The following is a 21,780-nucleotide window of genomic DNA, read 5'->3' on the forward strand; positions in this document are numbered from 1 at the left end:
AAAGATTGACCAAACCCTTGAACCTCGGAGTTGATTGCTGCATTGCGTGCATACAGAGCGCGCGTCCGTAACTGTCGCTATGGCTTATCCACTGAGCCGATACTGAGTTCGTCAGCCTGGAGCTGTCGCGCTTCTGTTCCTCCAATCAGTTGTTCTCGGCCGAAGTGTCGGCCACCCAGTGCCAGTTCGTGAAGAACAACTGGTCGCCTACTGTCGGTCGGTGTTCAGGCTGCTTTGACCGCCTCACCCAGTCGCTCCTCAACGAACACAGCGAACTCACCGGCAAAGGACGCGACCGATTCCCAGTCGGTGAGTTCGGCGTCTCCTGACTCGTCCATCTCGAATTCCTGGTTTCTCACGATGAACTTCAGCAGCGCTCGCTTGAGAAAGCCGTACTCTGAGAAGCGTAGCGCGCCGCCGAAGAGAGTGATTCTATCGGGCTGCCAGTTCGTGTCGTCGATAAACTTGTCGAGGTATCCCGTCGCCTCCGAGAGCCCCTCTTCATTCTTCGCCCCGGACGCACCGGAGACTTGGAAGAATCCGTTCGGCTTTCTCACCAGTACGTCGCGGTTCGTTTTGACCCACCTCCGAACTGACTTCTGTTGTCTCCCATAGTGGACTGACGCACCGACCAAGACGGCGTCAAACTCGTCAAGATTGAGTTCGGGATCGATCTCCGCGACGTTCACCGTTGTTGCCTTGTGGTCGCGGGCTTTGAATCCCTCCGTGATGCTGTCGGCTATCTTTGCGGTCTGTCCCTCGCCAGTTCCAAACACAGTGAGAATGGTGGCCATACCAGAGATAGCGTCGCCATCAATCAAATACTAGCTGCAGATCTTCGTGGGCAAACAACCTGTCATTGATGCTCTACGCTGCGTCATTATTCTGATTTTTTATCGAGCAGAACTCTCCAGTGAATCCCGTCGCTCACTTGATCCTCTGTACACAGAGCAACTCGACGACCTACTCGAAGTCTACCAGAAGGATGTGACCAACTCGGCGCGCGAACTACACAACCATTCCCGGTGATCAGAGCCGTGACTTTGTCCGTAATGGTGAGGAAATGGGACACGAGAAAAGGGTGTTCTTAAGAAACGAGTACCTTCGAAAGACCACATCACAGCCGCCGCTTGTTGTTCTCATCGTATGCTCGGAGATCCTGCGCCGCGAGTGTGACCGTTCGTTCGATCCGCTTTTGCCTGGTCTCGTCCGTCTTAGCCTCCTCGACGGCCGCGATGAAAGCATACTGGTCCGAATTCGAGAAGTTCTGGAAGTTCTCCCAGGCGGTTTCATCCGCACGCAGCGCTGCCTCAAGTTCGGCCGGGACCTTGTGGTCGTCGCCGAGGCGATAGGCAGCCGCCCACTCGCCCGTTTCCTTCGCCACTTCGACGAGTTCCATTCCGGCCGGGGTCATCTTTCCCGCCTGGATCATCGCGCCGACCCGCTCCTTGTTCGCCTTCGACCACTTGCTGTCGGGGCTCCTGGGCGTGAACCGACGGGTGTATGTCTCATCGTCGATGCCTTTGACCAGGCCGTCGACCCACCCGAAGCAGAGCGCTTCCTCAACTGACTCGTCGTATCCAATACCAACTCGCTCGGCATCGGCCTTGTAGTAGCCGACCCACAGTTCCTCTGCCGTGTCGTGGTGCTCTTCTAGCCAGGTACGGAACTCGTTCTGAGACTCGAAGAACATCGGGTCCATGCAGTAAGAAAGGCACCATATATCAAGAACCCTACTCTAAATGTGAGCACTAATGAGGATTCTTAGAGGATTCGGGGTGAGATAATGTCTACAGTAACACCGTCGCTACTACTGACCGCCCCGAACACGTCTTAGCATAGCGACCTCCCGTGCTGAATTCGCGCACTCTATTCAGCACGGCCTCAACAAACTATCAGTGACTGAGGATTTCAACAGAGCCGTTCTCGTGAGTGTCACGGACCGCGATATATCGAACCGGAGAAATGTTCTTACGACTGGAGCCGAATCGTCGGATATGCCCGAATCCGCGTACCTGCTCGATTCGTTCGACGAAGAGGACTGCACCTACTGCGACGGCGACCTCGTGACGGGGAGCTACAAGGACAACGACGCCATCGTCTGCGACGACTGCGGGACGCCCGCGGTCCAACTCTGGTAAGCGGTCGCCGGACCCCCGGTCGGCTCAGTCGTCGGTGACGATGTCGGCGACACGCTCGCGGTCGAACAGTTGCTCGTCTTCGGGGATTTCGGGATAGGCACCGCCGGTGTACTCCGGCCACGCGCCGAACTGGTCGGGGTGGAGCTGTTTGGCCGTCATCTCAGTCTGGAACAGGTTCATAATCGGCCCCTGTACCGGCGTCCCCGAGGGGTAGACGCGGTCGTTCTGGACCGCGCTGAGTTCGCTCCCGATGGGGTGGTCTTCGAGGGTTTCGCGAGTCGACGCCACGTCGTAGTAGGAGTCGATACCGTAGCTGTGGAGCAACACGTCGGGGTCGATTTCCAGCATCGTCTCGAAGTCGTAGGAGGTCTCGAACGTCACGTCGCCGGCCGCGAAGGCGTCGGTGACGCCGAGCGGGCGGATGTGCGAGGTCGCGAAGCCGGGGGCGTTGATTTTCGTCGGGTAGAACGTCTCGTCCATGTAGATGACGACGCCGACGGTCGGCCGCTCCGACTCGGGCGGGAGGTTCGACTGAATCGTGTCGATGAGGTCGCTGTGGACCGCTTCGAGCGCCGCGTAGCGGTCTTCCTCCTGGAACACCTGTCCGACTTTCTCGACGATTTCCCAGAGCGTGTAGTACTGGTAGTCGGCGGCGTACGGCTCGGGCGGCTGGGCGTGCGTGCGACTGTAGGCGTTGCCGAACCACGGCGCGACCTGCTCGCGAATCTCCTCGACGTCCGACTGGTCCCAGCCGTCGAAACTGGTCACGAGCGCCGGGTCGACGAGGTGGAGGTCGGAGTCCAGTTCGTAGACGAGTTCCTTGTCGATGTTGACGTTCCCGGACCCCGAGTTGAGTTGCGTGAGCTCGCTCCGGTCGAACGAGACGCCGTCGAGGCGCTCGTAGTAGGCGTCGAGCGTCCGGCCGCCGGCGTCGCTGTCGAAGCCGAGGGAGTTCACCGCGTCGCCGTGGCCGAAGGCGACCGCCGCGTCGGCGTAGACGAGGTTGTACACCATCACGTCCTCCGGGACCGACTCGAACGTCACGTCACCCGCCGGTGACATCGACACCGTGTACCCGGCCTGTTCGGCCTCCGTCTCTGTCTCGGTAGATGCTTCGGTCGTGGCCTCCGTCGCCGCGGCCGTCTTGGTCGCGTCCGGAGATGGCTCGGCGTCGTTCTGCCCGGCACAGCCGGCCAGCAAGCCGCCCGCGAGAAGCGCGCCGCCGCCCTTGAGGTACGCTCTGCGCGTGCGCGTCGCCTGGTCGACGAGGTCTTGGTCCATGGTTTTAGCCACTCCCAGACGGATAAATCCGTTTCGGGATTTCGGACGGCCTAAATCGGTACGCCTATATGTATTAGGTGGACCTAAAAATACGATGGCAGATAGCGACGGACCAACGCGCAGGAAGTTCTTGACCTACGGCGGTTCGGTCGCCGCCGGCGGACTGCTCGCCGGCTGTACCGGTTCGTCCGAGTCGGACGCGACGGCGACGGACGCGGCCGCGACGGACACCACCACGACCGCCGAATCGACGGCAACGAGCGAGTCGACCGCGGAGTCGACGGCCGAAGGCGACTCGTACACGGTGTCGATGGCCCCGATGGGCGACGTGACGTTCGAATCGGTCCCCGAAAGCATCTTCACGCGACTAACCCACCACGCGGGGATGGCGTTCGCGCTCGGTCACGGCGACGCCGTCAACTCGATGCACGCCCCGGACTACTACGACGCGCTGTGGAACCAGTTCACGCCGCGACTCCCCAGCGTCGAACTCGACTGGACCGGGCTGTACTCGTCGTGGGAGCCATCGAAAGAGCGGCTCTACGAACTCGACAGCGACGTACACCTCGCCGACCCCGCCAGCGTCTCCGCGCTCGGCAGTTGGAGCCAGGACGACCTCGACGAAATCGAGGAGAACGTCAGTCCGTGGTTCGGCAACAGCTTCAGCGCGCGGCACCAAGCGCCGCCGACCGAGTGGACCGACGCCTACGAGTACTACGGCCTCTGGGAGATATTCGCCAAGGTCGCGCAGGTGTTGCAGGAGGAAGCGAAGTACGAGGCGCTCACGGCGGTCCGCGAGGAACTGCTCGCGGCGATTGCGGCGGACCTCCCCGCTGAGGACGACCGCCCGACCGCCGTGCTCCTCGGCCCGAGCGACCTCGAGTCAATCTATGCGTACAACCTGAGCACGCCGGGCTTCCTGACCGCCCACACTCGCCCGCTGAAGCCGGTCAGCGCGTTCGGCGACGACGTGGAATCCGGCTCGACCGTCGACTTCGAGACACTCCTCGAAGCCGACCCCGACGTGATTCTCACGCTCGGCGGGATGCACCCGAACACGAGTATGTCCGACATCCGGACGGGCTTCCAGGACGACCCCGTCGGAGCCGAAATCGCAGCGGTGCAGAACGACCGCGTCTACGCGCAGGGCGGTCGCTATCAGGGGCCGATACTCAACCTGTTCCAGTTGGAGATGACCGCCAAACAGCTCTATCCCGACCAGTTCGGCACGTGGCCGGAGTACAGCGAGGGGCCGTACCCCGAGATTCCCGAGGAGGAACAACTGTTCGACCGACAGCGCGTCGCGGACATCATCAACGGAAACCTCTGAGCCGGCGACCGGCGGTGTCGGTACCACCGTCGGCGTCGGCGACACGGTACGCGATGGATGTTTTTTGCAGTCGGGGACGACGGTCGCTCGTCGGCCTCGGATTCGACGCCCGCAGTTCTGTCCGATAACAGACGAGAGCGCGCCCGCTCAGTCGGCGAGGCCGGTGTCCGCTAGAGCCGCGCGAATCGCGCCGAACCGAACGAGGTCGGCCGCGGTCTCGAGTTCGCCGTCGAGGCGGCGGTCCTCGTCCAGTGGCGGCACCACGGACCGAACCGCGTCGCGGACGGCACCCGTTCCGGTCCCGAGTTCGAGGCCCTCGTCAAGGAACTCCGCCGCCTGCGAGCCGCAGAGGAGTTCGACGCCGACGATGGTCGCGGCGTTCTCGGCGACCGTGCGGGCGTTGAGCGCGCTCTGACCGCTCATGCTCACGTGGTCTTCCTGCCCGCCGCTGACGGGCGTCGAGTCGATGGAGGGGCGACCGAGCGAACGGCACTCATTGAGGAGCGCCGCGGCGGTGTACTGCGCAATCATGTAGCCGGAGCGAAGCCCGCTGCGCTCGGTCAGGAACGGCGGGAGATAAGACTCCTGTACGTCTGGGTTGAGCATCCGGTCGGTCCGTCGCTCGGAGATGGCCGCGAGTTCGGTCAGCGCGCCGGCGGCGTAGTCGAGGCGGAGCGCTAGCGGTTCGCCGTGGAAGTTGCCGGCGGAGACGACGGCGGCCACGTCGGTGCCGGGGGCGCGCTCGTCCACCGCGCCCGCCGGGAAGACGAGTGGGTTGTCCGTGACGCTGTTGAGTTCGACCTCGACGGCCTCGCGGAGGTGCGAGACGGCGTCTCTGACCGCGCCGTGGACCTGCGGGAGACAGCGAATCGAGTAGGCGTCCTGCACGCGCTCGCAGTCCTTGTGCGATTCGAGAACGGTCGATCCGGCGGTGAGCCGGCGAATCGCGGCCGCGCTCTCCTGCTGGCCGGGGTGGGGGCGAACCTCGTGGATGGCGGGGTCGCAGTTCGCCGTGGTTCCCATCGTGACTTCGGTTGCGAGCGCGCCAGCGGCGTCGGCCGCCTCGACGGTTCGCTCGGCGTCGACGACGAACAGCGCGGCGAGGCCGACCGTGAGTTGCGTCCCGTTGATGAGCGCGAGGCCCTCCTTGGAGGCGAGCGTCACCGGCTCCAAGCCGGCGGCGCGGAGGGCCTCGTCGCCCGGTAGTCGCTCGCCGTCGACGCGGGCCTCGCCCTCGCCGATGAGGACGAGCGCCATGTGCGCGAGGGGCGCGAGGTCGCCGCTCGCGCCGAGGCTCCCGCGGGAGCGGACGACCGGCTGGACGCCCTCGTTGAGCATCGAGACGAGCAGGTCGACCACCGAGGGTCGGATGCCCGAAAATCCCTTGGCGAGCGTGTTAGCCCGGCTGACCATCATCGACCGGACCTCCTCGCGGGTGAGTTCGCGGCCCGCGCCGGCGGCGTGGCTGCGGACGAGGTTCGTCTGGAGGCGCTCGATGTCCTCGCGGTCGATGTGCGTCTCCACGAGGTGGCCGAAGCCGGTGTTGACGCCGTACACCGGTTCGCCGGAGTCGAGGACGGATTCGACGCGCTCGCGCGACTCGCGCATCCGCTCGCGCGACTCGGCGGCGAGTTCGACCGGGGCGTCGTGACGGGAAACGGCGGCCACGTCTTCCGGCGTCAGCGACGCGCCGTCGAGGACGACCGAATCGGGGAGGCGTGGGCGGTCACTCATGGACGACCACCCCCGATTTCAGCACGGTCGAAACGGGGTTCGTGTCGAACCGGTACGAGAGGTGTGACGCGGTCGGCACGTCGAGTACGATAGCGTCGGCCGGAGCGCCCGCGCGAAGCGTTCCCGTGCCGTCGTCGAGGTCGAGCGCGCCCGCGGCGGCGCTCGTGACGCCCCGAATCGCTTCGTGAGGAGTCATTCGCATACCGACGCTCGCGAGGGTGGCGACGAATCCCATGCTTCGAGAGAAGCAGTTCGGGTTGAAATCGGTGGCGAGCGCGACCTCGTGGCCCGCGTCGAGGAAGGCGCGGGCGTCGGCGTAGTCGGCTCCGAGACCGAACGCCGTGCCGGGGAGCATCACGGGAGTCACGCCGGCTTCGACGAGCGCGTCTCGGCCCGCGTCGTCGGTGTGGAGCAGGTGGTCCGCGCTGGCCGCGCCGACCGCGGCCGCCACGTCGGTGCCGCCGATGGCGGCGAACTCGTCGGCGTGAATCTTCGGCGTGAGGCCGTGGTCGCGACCCGCCTCCAGAATCCGACGGGACTGCTCGGCGGTGAACACGCCGCGCTCGCAGAACACGTCGCAGAACTCGGCGATGCCCTGTTCGGCGACCGCCGGGAGTTGGTCGGCCACGACCGACTTGGTGTACTCCTCGGTGTCCACACCGCGCGGGACGGCGTGCGCGCCCATGAACGTCGGAATCACGTCTACCGGGTGGTCCGAGCCGGCCGCGTCGATGGCCGAGAGCATCCGCAGCTCGGTCTCGGTGTCGAGGCCGTAACCGCTCTTCACCTCGACCGTCGTCGTCCCGTGGGTGAGCATCGCGTCGAGGTGTTCCGTGAGGTTCGCCACCAACTCGTCGTCGGAGGCCTCGCGGACCGCGTCGACGGTTCGGAGGATACCGCCGCCGTCGGCGAGAATCTCCTCGTAGGTCGCGCCGCGGAGCTTCGCCACGAACTCGTCGGAGCGGTCGCCCGCGAACAGCGCGTGGGTGTGCGGGTCGACGAAGCCCGGCAGGACCGTCTTGCCGGTCGCGTCGATGGCCGTCTCGGCGTCTTCCACAGGGTAGTCCGCGAGCACCTCGTCCGCGGGGCCGACGGCGACGACCTCGCCGTCGAGCGCGGCGAACGCGCCGTCTTCGAGGACGACGACGCCGGTCCCATCGTCGGGGCCGACGACCAGTTCGGCCGCGTCGTGGACGACTGTGAGGCCGGCCGTGGAAGCCGTGTTAGTCACGCGACGTCACCCCCGCGAGGAAGTGGGCGACTGCACGGGCGGCCGCGCTGACGGTTCGACCGTCTTCGTCGTCCAGCGGCGGCGCGCACTCCACGACCTCGAAGCCGACGACGCGGGGGTCGGCCGCGACGCGGCGGAGCATCGAGAACAGTTCGCGGGTAGTGACGCCGCCGGGGGTCGGCGCGCTCGCGCCCGGCGCGGCCGTCTGGTCCAACACGTCCACGTCGAGGCTGACGAAGACGCGGTCGCAGGCGGCCAGCGCATCGAGGGCGAAGTCGGCCGTCTCGACTGGGCCGCGGCCGACCTCGTCGGCGGTGAGGATGGTGCCACCCGAGTCGCGCAGGAAGTCGGCGTAGGCCGTCGAGGTCTCGAAGTGTCGCGCACCGACCACGGCGAGGCGGTCGAGTCCGGCGTCGAACAGTTGGCGGTAGGGCGTCCCACTCGTCGGCCCGTCGGCGGGGTCGCGGCAGTCGAGGTGGGCGTCGAAGCTCACGGCCCCAACCGAGTCGTCGCCGCCGAGAAGCGGCGTGACGTTCCCGACCGTCAGGGAGTTGTCGCCGCCGAGGAAGACCGGGAGCGCGCCGCGCTCGTAGACGGCCGCGGCTTCGTCGGCGACGATAGCCTGTACGTCAGCGACGTGGTTCTGGGGGTCGTCCCCGTCGTTGTACGCCTCGACCGGGAGGTCACCGAGGTCGGCGACGCCGGCGACGCCGGCGACCGGCCCCTCGTCGAAGTGGTGGGTCTTGACGCCGGCGAGGGCGCGCCGAATCGCGGCGGGGCCCTCGCGGGCACCGCGCCGGCCGATGACGGCCCCGTCGTACGGCTCGCCCACGAGGACGGCGCGGAAGTCGCCCACGTCCTCGATTTCGGTCGAGGTGACGACGTGTCCGAACTGCTCGTCGTTCGGGTCCGACGATGTTCCCTCCCACGCGGGCGGGTCGGTTCGGGTCATTCGTCACCTCGGTCGATGGATTCGCCGGACTCGGTCGCGTGGCCGCCGTCTTCGGCCGCGCGGTCGGCACGTTCGGCGCGGTCGGTCGCGTCGTGGTCCCGCATCGGGATTCGGACGTTCGACCGGGTCGCCTCGTCTAGTGCGTCCTCGTAGCCGGCGTCGGCGTGGCGGATGACGCCCATGCCGGGGTCGGTCGTGAAGACGGCGCGGGCCTTCTTCGCCGCGAGGTCGGTGCCGTCGAGAACGACGTGGTTGTTCGTGTGCAGCGAGTTGCCGATGCCGACGCCGCCGCCGTCGTGGACGCTCACGATGTCCGCGCCCGCGGCGGTGTTGAGGAGCGCGTTCAGGATGGGCCAGTCGGCGACCGCGTCGGTGCCGTCGCGCATCGCCTCGGTCTCGCGGTACGGGCTGGCGACCGACCCGGCGTCGAGGTGGTCGCGGGTGACGACGACCGGCGCGGAGACCTCGCCCGAGGCGACGAGGTCGTTGATTTTGAGCGCGAAGCGGGCGCGCTCCGTGAGCCCCTCGTCGTCGGTGGTGTAACCGAGCCAGCAGACGCGCGAGGGGAGCCCCTGGAACGACACCTGCTCCTGTGCGAGGTCTATCCAGCGCATGAGCGACTCGTGTTCGGGGAACAACTCTCGAATCGCCTCGTCGGTGCGGTGGATGTCGGCGGGGTCGCCGGAGAGCGCGGCCCACCGAAACGGCCCGCGCCCGCGGCAGAACATCGGTCGGATGTACGCCGGGACGAAGCCGGGGAAGTCGAAGGCGGTCGTCATTCCGCGGTGGTTCTGGACCTGCCCGCGGATGTTGTTGCCGTACTCGAAGGCGATTGCGCCCGCGTCCTGCAGGTCGAGGATGGCCTGCACGTGGCGCTCCATCGTGTCGAGGCTGGCGTCGACGTAGGCTTCGGGGTCGTCCTCGCGGAGCCGGTCGGCCTCCGCGACGGTGTAGCCGCTCGGGTAGTAGCCTTCGAGTTCGTCGTGGGCGCTGGTCTGGTCGGTGACCACGTCCGGAATCTCGTCGCGCGCGAGCAGTTCTTCGAGCATGTCGGCGGCGTTCATCTGGACGCCGACGCTGTAGGGTTCGCCCGCGTCGATGGCGGCCTTCGCGTTTTCGAGCGCCTCGTCCAGCGAGTCGGCGAACTCCATCAGGTAGTCCGTCTCGACCCGGCGCTCGATGCGGTCGGCCTGCACCTCGGCGGCGATGCAGACCCCGTGGTTCATCGTCACCGCGAGGGGCTGTGCGCCGCTCATGCCGCCGAGGCCGCCGGTGACGACGAGTTTGCCTCGAAGGTCGGCGTCGTAGTGCTGGCGGGCGAGTTCGGCCAGCGTCTCGTAGGTGCCCTGAATGATTCCTTGCGTGCCGATGTACGCCCACGACCCGGCGGTCATCTGGCCGTACATGATTTTCCCTTCGGCCTCCAGTTCGTGGAAGTGCTCCCAGTCGTCCCAGCGGCCGACGAGGTTGGAGTTGGCGATAAGGACGCGCGGGGCGCGCTCGTGGGTCGGGAACTTCCCGACCGGCTTGCCCGACTGGACGAGGAGCGTCTCGTCGTCGTCGAGGTCGCGGAGTTCGGCGAGAATCGCGTCGTAGGCGTCCCACGAGCGGGCGGCGCGGCCGGTCCCGCCGTAAACGACGAGGTCCTCGGGGCGCTCGGCCACCTCGGGGTCGAGGTTGTTGTTGAGCATCCGGAGCGCCGCCTCCTGTCGCCACCCCTTGCACTCGATGTCCGTCCCGGTGGGCGCGCCCTGGTACGCGCGCCACTCGTCGCTCGGGTCGCCGAGTCGGTCCCGACGCGCCGACGATTGCTGGTCGTGCATACCATAGACTTCGGGCGCGAGACGGGTAGCGATTCCCCCACCACACGGTGCGTGGTTTATATGTGCACGCCGAACCACAGTCCGCGCATGTACGAGGCGAGCCTCCGAATCAGGGACGACAGCGCCTACGCGGCGGCGACGGCGGGCAACGCCGCGAGCGTCGAACTGTGGTGCAACGAACACTGCGACATGCTCCACGTGAGCGGCGGGGTCGGAAGCGACGTGCTCGACCGCGTCGGCGACACCGTCGGCGTAGCGGCGTCGGTCGAGCGCGGCGACGAACTCGTCGTCGTCACCGCAGACTGTCTCCGAGACCACGAGATAGACCACATCGAAGGCTACGTGCGGAGACACGGCCTGCTCCTCGTGCCGCCGCTTCGCTACCGCGACGGGGCCAAAGTGTGCCGCCTGCTCGCCGTCTCCGCCGACGACCTGACGGCGTGCTTCCGCGACCTCGTGGACAGCGGCTTCGACGTGAGCGTCGAGTCCAAGCGCGCGGTGTCGTTCGCCAGCGGGAGCGGCCCGCTTTTGGCCCCCGCCGACGCGATGCCCGCGCTCACCGGCCGCCAGCGCGAGGCGCTCCGACTGGCCCACGCCGGCGGCTACTACGACCTCCCGCGCGGCATCGAGACCGCGACCATCGCCGACGAGATGGGCGTCTCGCGGCGCACCGCCGAGGAACACCTGCGCCGGGCGGAGCGAAAAGTGATGGACTCGGTCGCGCAGTACGTGCTGTAAGGCTCAGTCGCCGGCGGGCGCGGCTTTCAGTTCCAGCGTGTAGCCGAACGGGTCGGTGACGTACACCGCGGGCGCGACGCCCGTCGCCCCGAGGGGTTCGAGCTGGCGGTCGATTTCGACGCCCGCCGCTTCGAGGTGGTCCCGGAGTTCGTCGATGTCGTGGGCGAACTCGATGGCGACGTGGTCGAAGGCGGTCCCAGCCGGCGGTTCGAAGTCCTCGGCCGGCCGGAGGTGGATGACGCTCGCCGGGGTGAGTCGCACGGAGAAGAAGGGCTTTTCGCCCGGCTCGTACAGGTCGCGGTTCTCGATGTCGAAGCCGAGCGCGTCGCGGTAGAACTCGACTGCGGCGTCGAGGCCGTCGGCGGGGATGCGGAGGTTCACGTGGTCGATTGCCGTCGCGTCCATGCTCGAATCGTCGCGACTGTGGGTGGTAAAAATTTGTGCGGCGGCCATCGAGGTCAGAGGGGAGTTCCGAACTCAATTGAGTAAACTATATTGTGTTTAAAACTGTAAAATTTTTAGAAATTGTGAAATTTGTGAAAATTGTAGCAGTTCATGCGGATTGGTAGCCATTCCAGAGCATAACATCGCCTTCGTAAAACCTAAAAGTAAACTCTATAGGGTTTATTTATTCATAGCTCGACGTTCAGAACCGCGACACCGACAACCGGAACCGACGTTCCGCAATCGTAACCCATTGGTAGCAGGTCGGTGTACGGAGGGTGTGAACCAACAGCCGACATCCGACGAGCGCTTGCTTGCGGGCTACCCGGGTCGGATGTTAGTCACCGTGTCGCTGGCGTGGGCGGTCCTCCAGACGGGTCGGTTTCTCTTGTCGCCGCTGCTGCCGACTATCATCGAGGAGCTCCAGATAACGGAGGCGACCGCCGGCATCGCACTGGCGCTGTTTCAGGGCGTCTACGCCATCACGCAGTACCCCGGCGGTGAGTACTCCGACCGGTGGACGCGAACGACGCTCATCGTCCCCGGACTGGGCATCCTCGTCCTCGGGTTCGCCACGTTCGGCCTCGCCGGCGGACTCGCAGGCTTCGTCGCCGCCGCGGTCATCACGGGACTCGGGAAAGGGCTGTTCGCCATCCCCTCGCGGGCGCTCCTATCAGACCTGTTCGTCGAACGCCGCGGCCGGGCGCTCGGCCTCTACGCCGCCGGCACCGACCTCGGCGGCCTCGTCTCGTCGGGGCTCGCCATCCTCGCGCTGACCTACGCGACGTGGCGGACGCCGTTCCTGCCGGTCGCCGTCGCCCTCGCCGGACTCACCGTCCTCTACGCGTTCTGGTCGAGAGACGGCTACGCCGTGGGGTCGCCCGAACTCCACGTTTCGGGGACGCTCCGACGCCTCTTCGCCAGCGCGGAACAGCGCCGGACGCTCCTCGCGTTCGGGCTGTTTTACTTCATGGTCGGCGGCTTCATCAACTTCTTTCCGACCTACCTCATCGAGGCGAAAGGTTTCGACCAGCAGTTGGCGAGCGCGACGTTCGCCATCGTCTTCGCCGTCGGCATCACCATCAAGCCCGTCGCCGGCGGCCTGAGCGACCGGTTCCGACGCGAATCAATCGCCGTCGTCGGGATGCTCGCGGCCGCGGGGGCGCTCGCCGTCCTCTCGGCCGTGGAGGCGCGCCCGCTCATCTACGTCTCCGTCGTCGCGCTCGCGGCCGGCTACAAGACGGAGTTCCCCCTCGCGGACGCCATCATCATGGACAACGCGCCCGACGCCGACCGCGGAGCCGACCTCGGGGCCGCGCGGGCGCTGTTCCTCGGCGCGAACGCGCTGGGGCCGGCCTACGTCGGCATCGTCGCCACCTACGCGAGCTACGTCGCCGCGTTCGCGGGGCTCGCGGTCTGTCTCGTCGTCGCCGCCGGACTCCTCTACTGGGACGCGCGCAAGCGGTGACCGGTCGTTCGGAGCGTGAAAATCGTGGAAAACAGCCGTCTCGAAATGGCGTTCGCGGGTGCCTCTGTGCGGTCGTCGGTCGATGCGGCGGAAGCGGTATGACGTCGAGCCGAGTGCCTACTCAGTCGTCGAGTTTCGCTTTCGTGTAGGCTTTCAATCCCCCCTGTTCGACGAGCGATTGGAGGAACTCGGGGACGCCTCCGCCTCGTAGGTCTCGTCTCGTGGTGAACCGAGTCGACAGAACGTGGAGTGAAATCACACACTTACGCTTGTAACGCCGATTCAGGAGAGCCGATTCCGACAGCGGTAACACGGGGCGACGGCCTCGCGAGTCAGCGGCTTCGAGGTGGTTCGTTTTTCCAGCGAATATATAAGAAATCCATATACAGTTTGTAATTTGATAATTCACTTCATTACTGACGTCGAAACGCGAAGAGAGTTGGCAGTCAACCGTAGTAACACCACTGTGGACCGGCCGAGAGAGTGCCTTTGGTACCCTGAGTGAACTGTGCTTTTCAGCCCCAAACGAATATTTTTATGGCGTTATGTTCACAACGTCATCGCCGAACTGTCCCGAACAGTTGGCGCTGAACGTCCGTTCGACTCGATTTATCACGCAACCATTTATTGTCTGGTTCATATATCAGTACATCAGATTATTGAATAACGTATCAGATCAGTATTGATATATCAGGTGTGACTCCAGCGACTGCCGAGAGGGGACGTGGCAGCGGTCGAGAGCGCCGCCGCTCGGGGCGGTCGGCTACGCCGGGGGACCGCGCGTGACCCGGTTGCCGGCCGCGGAGTGAGTCAGTCGGCCATCGGGGCCTGCAACTCGCGTTCGGCCTCCTCGTCGACTTCGACGGGGCCCTCGGCGAAGACGACGCCGTGAGCGCCCTCTCGTTCCTTCGCGCTCGCCGCGACACGGACGAACGACGCCTTCTCGCGGGCGTCCGGGATAGTGTGACCGCCGCAGTAACTCACACCCGAGCGAACTCCACCGAGGAACTCCTCAACGAGCGGTTCGACCGGTCCCTTGTGGGGCGTGAGCGCCTCGACGCCCTCGCCGGCGTCCACGTCGCTCTGTTTGTCGTCGCGGTCGTCTGCGGCCTCCGTGGAGGCCATCCCACGGGAGCGCTTGTACGTCTCGCCGTCGACCTCGACGACCTGACCCGGTGCCTCGTCGGTCCCGGCGAAGAAACTGCCCATCATGACGGTGTCCGCGCCGGCCATGAGCGCCTTCGCGGCGTCGCCGGAGGTCCGAATCCCCCCGTCGGCCATGACGTGGATACCGAGGTCGTGCGCCCGCTCGGCACACTCCGAGACAGCCGTGAGCTGCGGATAGCCCGCGCCCGCGACCTCGCGAGTCGTACAGTGCGACCCCGGCCCGACGCCGACTTTCACGCAGCCCGCGCCGGCCTCCCAGAGGTCTTCGACGGCCGCCGGCGTGACGACATTACCCGCGACGATTTCGGGGTCGAACTCGTCGCGAATCCGCGCGACCGCGTCCAGACACCGCTCCATGTGGCCGTGGGCGATGTCCATGACGATAGCGTCCGCGCCGGCGTCGAGGAGCGCCTCGGTCCGGTCGAGGTAGTCTTCGTTGATACCGACCGCGCCCGAGACGGTCCCGCCCGCGTCGGCGACGCGGCGGACCTGTTCGGCCTGCCCGTCAACGTCGAGGAAGCGGTGGACGACGCCGAGGCCGCCGAGCCCGGAGAGCGTCTCCGCGAGGTCCGCTTCGGTGACGGTGTCCATGGCCGCGCTGACGAGCGGCGTGTCGAGGCGCAAGCCCGGCGTCACGTTGGTCGAGAGGTCCACGTCGCTCCGGCTGTCGACCGGGGAGCGCTGTGGAACCAGCAATACGTCTCCGTAAGAGAGTCCTGTGCGAATCTCCATCGTAACCCTCCACAGCCGAAGGGTGGAACGGTAATAACGCCCACGAACGCGGTTCGCCTCGCCGCGGAACGAAACTATTACGCGCTGGCGCTCGTCTGTTCACTAACACACGGCGCCGCGTCTCGTGCGAATCACCAACCCATCGTAACCCCAAGACATTCGCCGTTCGCGGGCCGTGTGGCTCGAACCGTCCGGGAGCGACAGCGTCGCGAGGGAGCGAAGTATCGGACTCGAACCTGGGCCGGAGTTCGCAAGCGTTTTGTCAGACTGATAGTGACAGATAGTTGCCGTACCGACCGCACCACCTCGAGTCGGTACCGGTAGGTGGAACAGAGGCAACCCACAGCGTCGCGATTGGTCCTCGCCTCGCACTCACTTCCCGGACCGAAGGAATTTCTTCCGGGCAGTTCCTTACGCAGGTATGCAGACTGTCATTCTCGCCGCCGGCCGCGGCACCCGGATGCGTCCGCTCACGGACCGCCGACCCAAGCCGATGCTCCCCGTGGCCGACCGGCCGCTCGTCGCGCACACCGCCGACGCCGCCGTCGCGGCCGGCGCGACGGACATCACGCTCGTCGTCGGCTACGAGGCCGATGACGTGCGCGACTACTTCGGTGACGAGCGCGGCGGTATCCCGGTCGAGTTCGCCGTGCAGTCGGAACAGCGCGGAACGGCCGACGCGGTCCGCGCCGCGGCCCCTCATCTCGACCCCGACGAACCGTTCGTCGTCCTCAACGGTGACGCGCTGTACGACGTGCCGTCGCTTTCGACACTGTACGAGGGAACGCCCGCAGTCGGGTCGTTCCGCGTCGACGACCCGAGTTCCTACGGCGTCCTCGACACCGACGACGAGGGCTTCGTCACCGGCGTCGTCGAAAAACCTGAGCACCCGCCGTCGGACCTCGTTAACGCCGGTGCGTACGTCTTCCCGGCGGAGGCCCACGGCTGGCTCGATGTGGACGAGAGCGACCGCGGCGAACTCGAACTGACCGACGTACTCGCAGCGACCTGCGAGGCCTACGACGTGCGCGGCGTCGCGTTCGACCGCTGGCTCGACGTGGGCCGACCGTGGGAGCTTCTCGAAGCCAACGAGTGGAAACTCGGCGAACTCGAACCGCGAATCGACGGCGACGTGTCCGAACGCGCCGAACTCGACGGGCCGGTCGTCGTCGAGGAGGGCGCGACGGTTCGCTCCGGAGTGGTCATCGAGGGGCCGGTCCTCGTCCGCAGCGGGGCCACCGTCGGGCCGAACGCCTACGTCCGCGGGCACACGCTCGTCGGCGAGCACGCCAAGGTCGGCCACGCCGTCGAGGTGAAAAACAGCGTCCTGATGGAGGGCGCGACGGTCGGCCACCTCTCGTACGTCGGAGACAGCCTCCTCGGCCGCGACGTGAACTTCGGTGCGGGGACCAAGGTCGCGAACCTCCGCCACGACGGCGAACCGGTCCGGCAGATGCTCAAGGGCGAACTCGTCTCCTCGGGCCGTCGGAAGTACGGCGTCGTCCTCGGCGACGAGGTGAAAACCGGCATCAACGCCTCGCTGAACGCGGGCGTCAGAATCCCCACCGGCGGCACGGTCAAACCCGGCGAGTCCGTGCTCTACGACCGCATCGACGACGGCGCGAGCAGCGAGGCGGACGGCGACTCGCCGACCCCCGACGACGACTGACCGAGACGCCACGAGAACGCTCGCCCACCGTTTCGTGACATTAGGATAACATTTAATTCTCCAAACAGTTATCAGACACAACAGCGAAGAATCACGACAGTACATGGACGGGACCGAGGGGGAATCACCGACGATACGCGTGCTCTACGTCGACGACGACGAGGGGCTGTTGGCGCTGACGAAGCGGTTTCTCGAATCGACGGACGACGGTATCGAGGTCGAGACGACCGACTCGCCGCGGCGGGGGCTGGCGCTCCTCGAGAGGGAGTCGTTCGACGCGGTCGTCTCCGACTACCAGATGCCCGAGATGTCTGGTCTCGAACTCCTGTCGGTGCTCCGCGACGAGCGCGGCTCCGACATTCCCTTCGTCATCTTCACCGGGCGGAGCCGCGAGGAGGTCGCCATCGAGGCGCTGAATCTCGGCGCGGACAGCTACCTCCAGAAGGGCGGCGACCCGACGGCGCAGTACGGTGTCCTCCGGCAGACACTCGTCAGAATCACGGAACACAGGCGCGCGGAGCAGCGGCTCCGAGAGCGCGAGGCGCATCTCCGCGTCACCCTCGACTCCATTGCCGAGGGCGTCGTCGCCACCGACGCCAGTGGGACGGTCACCCAGCTGAACCGAACGGCCGAGGAGATAACCGGCTACGACGCCGACGTCGCCGTGGGCGAGCCGCTTTCTGACGTGTTCCACCTCGTCGACGCGGAGACCGGCGAACGCATCGACCCGATGCAGCGCGTCGCCGAGGCGGGCGGACCGGTCGAGCTCGGCGCGGGAACGAAACTCGTCACGAGCGACGGTGACGAGCGGTACATCGAAGACAGCATGTCGCCCATCAGGACCGACGACGGGGAGGTCGAAGGCGTCGTCGTCGTGTTCCGCGACGTGACCGAGGCGTACCGCGAACGGGAACGGCGAGAGCGCCAACGGCGGGCGCTCATCGACCTCGCGACCGACGAGACGGTCATCGCGGGGTCGTTCGAAGACGCCCTCCCGCGCATCACAGAGACGATGGCGACGGTGTTGAGCGTCGAGCGGGCGAGTGTCTGGCTGTTCGACGACGCCGAGACGCTCCGCTGTGTCGACCAGTACGACCAGGTGTCGGGCGAGCACACGGCCGGGGCGACGCTAACTGCGTCAAACTACCCGTCGTACTTCGAGGCGCTGGCGGCGAATCGGTCGCTCGGCGTCGACGACGTTCAGACCGAACCCGCGACCGCCGAACTGCGGAACGGCTACCTCGAACCGAAGGGCATCACGTCGATGCTCGACGCGACAGTCAGGTCGGGCGGCGAAGTCGTCGGCGTCGTCTGTCACGAACACGTCGGCGAGCCGCGGCAGTGGCGGACCGACGAACTGCGGTTCGCCGCGGAGGTCGCCGACAACGTGGTTATCGCGCTCATGCGGGCGACCGACGTCGGCGCGCTCCCGGCGAACGGCGAGGAGGACGGAGCGGGGGAGGCGAACGCGGACGAGAGCGCTGACGAAAACGAAGAGTGAACCGACCGACGCCGGGTCGACCCGCCCGAGTCGGCCGACGCCGGGTCTACTTTTCGTCCGTTCGGAACCCCATCCGGTCAGTTCTCGTGACCGAATTCGAATATCGAACCCCCGATTCGGGTCGGGGGTTGAAAAACGCCGATTCCACGGAGAATCCGGCGAAATCGGCGCATCACCGTGAAATCTAAAATGCCCGTAGCTCCAAAGAACGTGTATGTCGAACAGCAGCCGATTCGTCGTCGCGACGCACGTGCTGACTAACTTGGCGGTGCGGAGCGACGAACGGCTGTCTTCCGACCGTCTCGCGTGGAGCGTCAACACGAACCCGGTGGTCATCCGTCAGCTTCTGTGTTCGCTCCGGGAGGCGGACCTCGTCGATTCCAAGCGCGGCCCGACCGGCGGCTTCACGCTGGCCCGCGAGCCGGACGCCATCACGCTTCGCGACATCTACGAGGCGGTGGAGGACGCCGAGCCGTTCTGCTTCCACACGAACGAACCGAACGACGAGTGCACCGTCGGCGAACACATCCAGCCGGTCCTCGGCGAACTGCTCGAACCGGCGATTCAGGCGATGCTCGACGAACTCGACTCGGTTACCGTCGCGGAAGTCCACGAGGAGATTTTCGAGACGGCTGACGGCGACCCGCTCGAAGTGTAGTGTAGCGGCGCTCAGGCCGTCGACTGGACCGTCTCGGCTTCGGCCGACTCTTCGTGCTCGGCGTCGAGCCACTCGGTGGCCCACTCCTGTATCTCGTCGAACACCGGGCACAGCGAGACGCCCTTGTCGGTCAGCGAGTAGTACGTCGCGACCGGCGCGTCCTCTTCCATCCGGCGGTCGACGAAGCCGTGTTCCTGCAGGTCGTCGAGGACGCGAGAGAGCGTCCGCGAACTCGCGCCGGTCGAGCGCTTCAGTTCGTTGAACCGCTTTTCACCGTCTTGGAGGTCGTGGAGGACGATGAGACGCCACTGCGACCCGATTTGCTTCAGCGAGTCGATGATGGGACAGGGGGCGTCGTCGAGGTTCATATCCGTGGCCATACCCTTTCCTCGGTTCCGACCCTCTTTAGCGGTTCGGTCAGTTTACCTGCTTTCGAAACGTTACCTGATTCGTCTGCGGACCGAGCGACTGGCTGACCAACCGACGACCACCAATCATCGACCGACTGGCCCACTTGACCGACTGCCCGCTCAGGCGAGCAGCTGCGAGAGGAGGAGAAACACGCGCTTGAGGTTCTTCGAGAGGCTCGACTGGTTCTCCGAGTAGAGTGTCACCTCGTCGTCTAGCGCGTGAATCTGCAGGCACCGACCCCGGTCGGACAGGTCCTTGAGTTCAACTCCGCGGACCGAGTCGAGCGAGACGATGAGGTAGCGGTACTCCTCGTCTTGGATGTCGGCGTTACAGTGGTCGCCGTAGACGTGGATGCTCCGCTCTGTGACCGCGAGTTCGTAGCCGATGTAGCTCATCCCGGCGATTTCGGCCCCGGCACGGCCGCCCTTGACCTTGCCTTTCAGGTGCGAGGCGTCGAGGAGGATTCCGTCAACCATACCGCCCGATTCCGGGCGGACGTTCCTAAGTATTCGCGCCTAGTTCTCTGAATTGATTCTCACCGAGAGAGCTGGACTGTCAAGGTCGGATTAGCGCCCGTATTTCAGTCTTGCGGTTATCTGACGACGGCCGAGCCCGTCGCCGCCCGAGCCATCGGATTCGATAATCGAGTACGACGAGACGAGGTGGTTAACGATGTAGTCGACCGTCGAGGGGTCGTACGTCCAGAAGCCGGTGAAGCCGAACCCCGGTTCGGTCTCCTCGGCGACGAGCGCGCACTTGTAGTCGCCGACGCCGTTGCCGTCGTAGGCGACGAACCAGGAGCGCCGAATCTCGTCGGAGCGCGCGAGGTGCAGTTGGAACTGGTCGGCCTGCGGGACCTCGCCGTTCGGGTAGATGTACGCGTGGACCGACAGGTCGTCGCGGCCGCCGAGACGGCGGTACGTTTCGAGTTGGGGATGGAGGTTCCCGCCGGACTGAAAGCCGGAGTGGAGTTCGCCCGCGCCGACGCGCCACGCGCGGTCCTCGATTTCGCGGGTGGCGTTGAGCATCTGCCGACGGTCGTAGGAGGTAAACAGCGTCTCGTCGAGGTGGTCGAGAACCGGCGCGTACGAGTCGCGTTCGAACCCCGGTTCGACGTCCTCGGGGCGCGTGAGGAGGTCGTCGACCGAGACCGCCGTATGGAACTTGTCACCAGTCCCCAGCACCGCGTAGTTCGAAGGGCCCTCGTCGGAACTCGCAGACACCACCGAGACGTTTCGATCCGCAAAGTGCTCGGCGAGTCGCTCGACGACGCCGGGAGTCGGATTGAACACCGTCAGTGTTCGCTCCGAGGCGGCGACGCCGGAGATGAGTTCGCTGAGAGACATTATCGGTTACACAGAACGCTACAACAGGTTATTATTCTTTGCAATAATATGGGTTCGAGACCCGGCAGTTCAGTACGCGAGACCGAGTGACATCCGGTGGTAAGGAGTCGCTACCAGAGATGTGCGGATTCCTAACTATCCCCCGCGAGTGTGTAGGTTCAGTATGATTTCCGACGCCCCTCACACCCGCTCGCCCGTGGAAGTCGACGACGAGTCCGGGACGGACGCCAGTTCGTGGTTCACCGCCGAGGTGCCGGATATCGTCGCCGGGCTCGAAGCCTCGCAGTCCATCGGACCACTCACCGCCGCGGCCGCCCACGAACTTATCGCGGTCGGACGCGCAAGGGACGCGCTCGCGCTCGTCCTCGGCGAAGTCGACGGGTCGTGGCGGCGGTAGAACAGCGAGAGCCCGCGAGAAGGCGACGCGGCGAACGAACCGGAAGCGGCGGTCGGCGAACTACTCCTCACGCGAATTCGTGTCTCTGACGTACAGTTCCACCAGCGAATCGAGCAGGTGCGGTGCCAGTCGGAACCGAACGTCCACGCTGTTCTGCTCGCGGTCGTACGCGAGCTGTTGGACGTCTATCGCGGCTAGAAGCGTGCGCATCGCGTCGACGACGTAGTTGCTCGACCCCGCCTCGACGCGGAGGCTGTCGCCGAGGTGAATCGAGAGGCCGTCGACGACCGTCTCGTAACACGTCTTGCTCGGCGCGTTGACTCGCTGCGTTCGCTCGATGAGCCCGAGGCTCGAAAGCGTCTCGAGGCGGCGGTAGATGGTCGATTCGGAGACCTCGCAGTTCTCCGCGAGTTCCTCCGCGGTCATCGGCGCGCGGTTGCACGCCAACAGCACGTCCCGCGAGACCTCGTCACCGAGCGCGTCGAGGAGGTCGTCGTCGGACGACTCGGGAGGGATGTCGGTCTCGTCCGTCGCCGGGGAAGCGTCGCTCTCGTCGGTCAGCGGGCCCGGAGGGTCGTCTGCGGCCGAAAGAACGTCGTCCACGAGGTCGCGTCGGGTCATCGCGTGTTACCTGACGCGGGCAGGTAATATGTAATCGGTGCCTACAGTCGAGATAATCTTCGCTTATCGCCGAACGTTCGCGAACACCTGAAAATAGTGGGTCGGACGCAGAAATCGAGCGTCGACGGCGGATTAA

At 65.7% G+C, this 21,780-nt stretch carries 21 protein-coding genes and 1 pseudogene; 8 read left to right on the forward strand and 14 right to left on the reverse strand.

The features are described 5' to 3' along the window. Positions 1-224: 224 nt before the first annotated feature. Both C5B90_RS16805 and C5B90_RS16810 read right to left on the reverse strand, forming a co-directional pair. Positions 225-794: a flavodoxin domain-containing protein gene (locus C5B90_RS16805; protein WP_115883125.1), complete on the reverse strand. Its 570-nt coding sequence runs from the start codon at positions 792-794 to the stop codon at positions 225-227. Between the two features lie 323 nt (positions 795-1,117). Next, complete coding sequence (locus C5B90_RS16810; protein ID WP_199517533.1) at positions 1,118-1,702, reverse strand: YdeI family protein; 585 nt, start codon at positions 1,700-1,702, stop codon at positions 1,118-1,120. A gap of 295 nt (positions 1,703-1,997) precedes the next feature. On the opposite strand from C5B90_RS16810, the gene C5B90_RS20940 reads away from it, so the two are divergent. Next, complete coding sequence (locus C5B90_RS20940; protein WP_007276288.1) at positions 1,998-2,141, forward strand: HVO_A0556 family zinc finger protein; 144 nt, start codon at positions 1,998-2,000, stop codon at positions 2,139-2,141. 24 nt (positions 2,142-2,165) lie between these two features. Here C5B90_RS20940 and C5B90_RS16815 read toward each other — a convergent pair whose 3' ends face one another. Then, on the reverse strand, positions 2,166-3,422 hold the full coding sequence (locus tag C5B90_RS16815) for an ABC transporter substrate-binding protein (protein WP_115883126.1): 1,257 nt from the start codon (positions 3,420-3,422) through the stop codon (positions 2,166-2,168). A 94-nt stretch (positions 3,423-3,516) separates the two neighbouring features. Here C5B90_RS16815 and C5B90_RS16820 point away from each other — a divergent pair, with 94 nt between their 5' ends. After that, entirely contained in the window at positions 3,517-4,752 is a 1,236-nt protein-coding gene (locus tag C5B90_RS16820) for an ABC transporter substrate-binding protein (RefSeq protein WP_115883127.1), read from the forward strand. A gap of 147 nt (positions 4,753-4,899) precedes the next feature. On the opposite strand, the gene hutH is transcribed toward C5B90_RS16820, so the two are convergent. Genes hutH through hutU form a run of 4 tightly spaced genes read right to left on the reverse strand, consistent with a single transcriptional unit; the run spans position 4,900 to position 10,492 of the window. Further along, the gene (gene hutH, locus C5B90_RS16825; protein ID WP_115883128.1) at positions 4,900-6,486 is read right to left on the reverse strand and encodes a histidine ammonia-lyase; all 1,587 of its coding nucleotides are present in this window, start codon (positions 6,484-6,486) and stop codon (positions 4,900-4,902) included. Beyond that, entirely contained in the window at positions 6,479-7,717 is a 1,239-nt protein-coding gene (gene hutI / locus C5B90_RS16830; protein WP_115883129.1) for an imidazolonepropionase, read from the reverse strand. The genes hutH and hutI overlap by 8 nt, the downstream gene beginning before the upstream one ends. Continuing rightward, complete coding sequence (gene hutG / locus C5B90_RS16835; protein WP_115883130.1) at positions 7,710-8,669, reverse strand: formimidoylglutamase; 960 nt, start codon at positions 8,667-8,669, stop codon at positions 7,710-7,712. Before hutG ends, hutI begins: the two co-directional genes overlap by 8 nt. Then, a complete protein-coding gene (hutU, locus tag C5B90_RS16840) occupies positions 8,666-10,492 on the reverse strand; it encodes a urocanate hydratase (RefSeq protein ID WP_115883131.1) in 1,827 nt (608 codons plus the stop codon). The genes hutG and hutU overlap by 4 nt, the downstream gene beginning before the upstream one ends. A gap of 87 nt (positions 10,493-10,579) precedes the next feature. Between hutU and C5B90_RS16845 the strand changes: the two genes are divergently transcribed. Beyond that, the gene (locus C5B90_RS16845; RefSeq protein WP_058566037.1) at positions 10,580-11,230 is read left to right on the forward strand and encodes a helix-turn-helix domain-containing protein; all 651 of its coding nucleotides are present in this window, start codon (positions 10,580-10,582) and stop codon (positions 11,228-11,230) included. 3 nt (positions 11,231-11,233) lie between these two features. Here C5B90_RS16845 and C5B90_RS16850 read toward each other — a convergent pair whose 3' ends face one another. After that, positions 11,234-11,635, reverse strand: a complete 402-nt coding sequence (locus C5B90_RS16850; RefSeq protein ID WP_115883132.1) for a VOC family protein — start codon at positions 11,633-11,635, stop codon at positions 11,234-11,236. Between the two features lie 373 nt (positions 11,636-12,008). Between C5B90_RS16850 and C5B90_RS16855 the strand changes: the two genes are divergently transcribed. After that, positions 12,009-13,142, forward strand: a complete 1,134-nt coding sequence (locus tag C5B90_RS16855; protein WP_115883133.1) for an MFS transporter — start codon at positions 12,009-12,011, stop codon at positions 13,140-13,142. A 121-nt stretch (positions 13,143-13,263) separates the two neighbouring features. On the opposite strand, the pseudogene C5B90_RS21275 reads toward C5B90_RS16855, so the two are convergent. Both C5B90_RS21275 and C5B90_RS16865 read right to left on the reverse strand, forming a co-directional pair. Next, a pseudogene (locus C5B90_RS21275) lies at positions 13,264-13,364 on the reverse strand (3-isopropylmalate dehydratase); the annotation flags it as partial. Positions 13,365-13,952: 588 nt separating this feature from the next. Next, positions 13,953-15,041, reverse strand: a complete 1,089-nt coding sequence (locus C5B90_RS16865) for a guanosine monophosphate reductase (RefSeq protein ID WP_115883134.1) — start codon at positions 15,039-15,041, stop codon at positions 13,953-13,955. 421 nt (positions 15,042-15,462) lie between these two features. Here C5B90_RS16865 and glmU point away from each other — a divergent pair, with 421 nt between their 5' ends. From glmU to C5B90_RS16880, 3 genes are all read left to right on the forward strand, one after another. Next, the gene (glmU, locus tag C5B90_RS16870) at positions 15,463-16,710 is read left to right on the forward strand and encodes a bifunctional sugar-1-phosphate nucleotidylyltransferase/acetyltransferase (protein ID WP_115883135.1); all 1,248 of its coding nucleotides are present in this window, start codon (positions 15,463-15,465) and stop codon (positions 16,708-16,710) included. Between the two features lie 103 nt (positions 16,711-16,813). Next, positions 16,814-18,211, forward strand: a complete 1,398-nt coding sequence (locus C5B90_RS16875; RefSeq protein ID WP_115883136.1) for a response regulator — start codon at positions 16,814-16,816, stop codon at positions 18,209-18,211. A 214-nt stretch (positions 18,212-18,425) separates the two neighbouring features. Beyond that, positions 18,426-18,869, forward strand: a complete 444-nt coding sequence (locus C5B90_RS16880; RefSeq protein ID WP_115883137.1) for an Rrf2 family transcriptional regulator — start codon at positions 18,426-18,428, stop codon at positions 18,867-18,869. 11 nt (positions 18,870-18,880) lie between these two features. On the opposite strand, the gene C5B90_RS16885 is transcribed toward C5B90_RS16880, so the two are convergent. The 3 genes from C5B90_RS16885 to C5B90_RS16895 all read right to left on the reverse strand — a co-directional run bounded on the left by C5B90_RS16885 (position 18,881) and on the right by C5B90_RS16895 (position 20,626). Continuing rightward, positions 18,881-19,249, reverse strand: coding sequence for a helix-turn-helix domain-containing protein (locus C5B90_RS16885; RefSeq protein ID WP_115883138.1), 369 nt, complete (start codon positions 19,247-19,249; stop codon positions 18,881-18,883). A gap of 150 nt (positions 19,250-19,399) precedes the next feature. Beyond that, a complete protein-coding gene (locus tag C5B90_RS16890; RefSeq protein ID WP_115883139.1) occupies positions 19,400-19,756 on the reverse strand; it encodes a hypothetical protein in 357 nt (118 codons plus the stop codon). Positions 19,757-19,846: 90 nt separating this feature from the next. Then, positions 19,847-20,626, reverse strand: a complete 780-nt coding sequence (locus tag C5B90_RS16895) for a DICT sensory domain-containing protein (protein ID WP_115883140.1) — start codon at positions 20,624-20,626, stop codon at positions 19,847-19,849. A 163-nt stretch (positions 20,627-20,789) separates the two neighbouring features. Between C5B90_RS16895 and C5B90_RS16900 the strand changes: the two genes are divergently transcribed. Then, positions 20,790-21,023, forward strand: coding sequence for a hypothetical protein (locus C5B90_RS16900; RefSeq protein WP_042663188.1), 234 nt, complete (start codon positions 20,790-20,792; stop codon positions 21,021-21,023). Positions 21,024-21,083: 60 nt separating this feature from the next. On the opposite strand, the gene C5B90_RS16905 is transcribed toward C5B90_RS16900, so the two are convergent. Beyond that, on the reverse strand, positions 21,084-21,644 hold the full coding sequence (locus tag C5B90_RS16905) for a helix-turn-helix domain-containing protein (protein ID WP_115883141.1): 561 nt from the start codon (positions 21,642-21,644) through the stop codon (positions 21,084-21,086). Between the last annotated feature and the right edge of the window lie 136 nt (positions 21,645-21,780).

Source organism: Haloferax sp. Atlit-12N, from assembly GCF_003383095.1.
Taxonomy (GTDB): domain Archaea; phylum Halobacteriota; class Halobacteria; order Halobacteriales; family Haloferacaceae; genus Haloferax.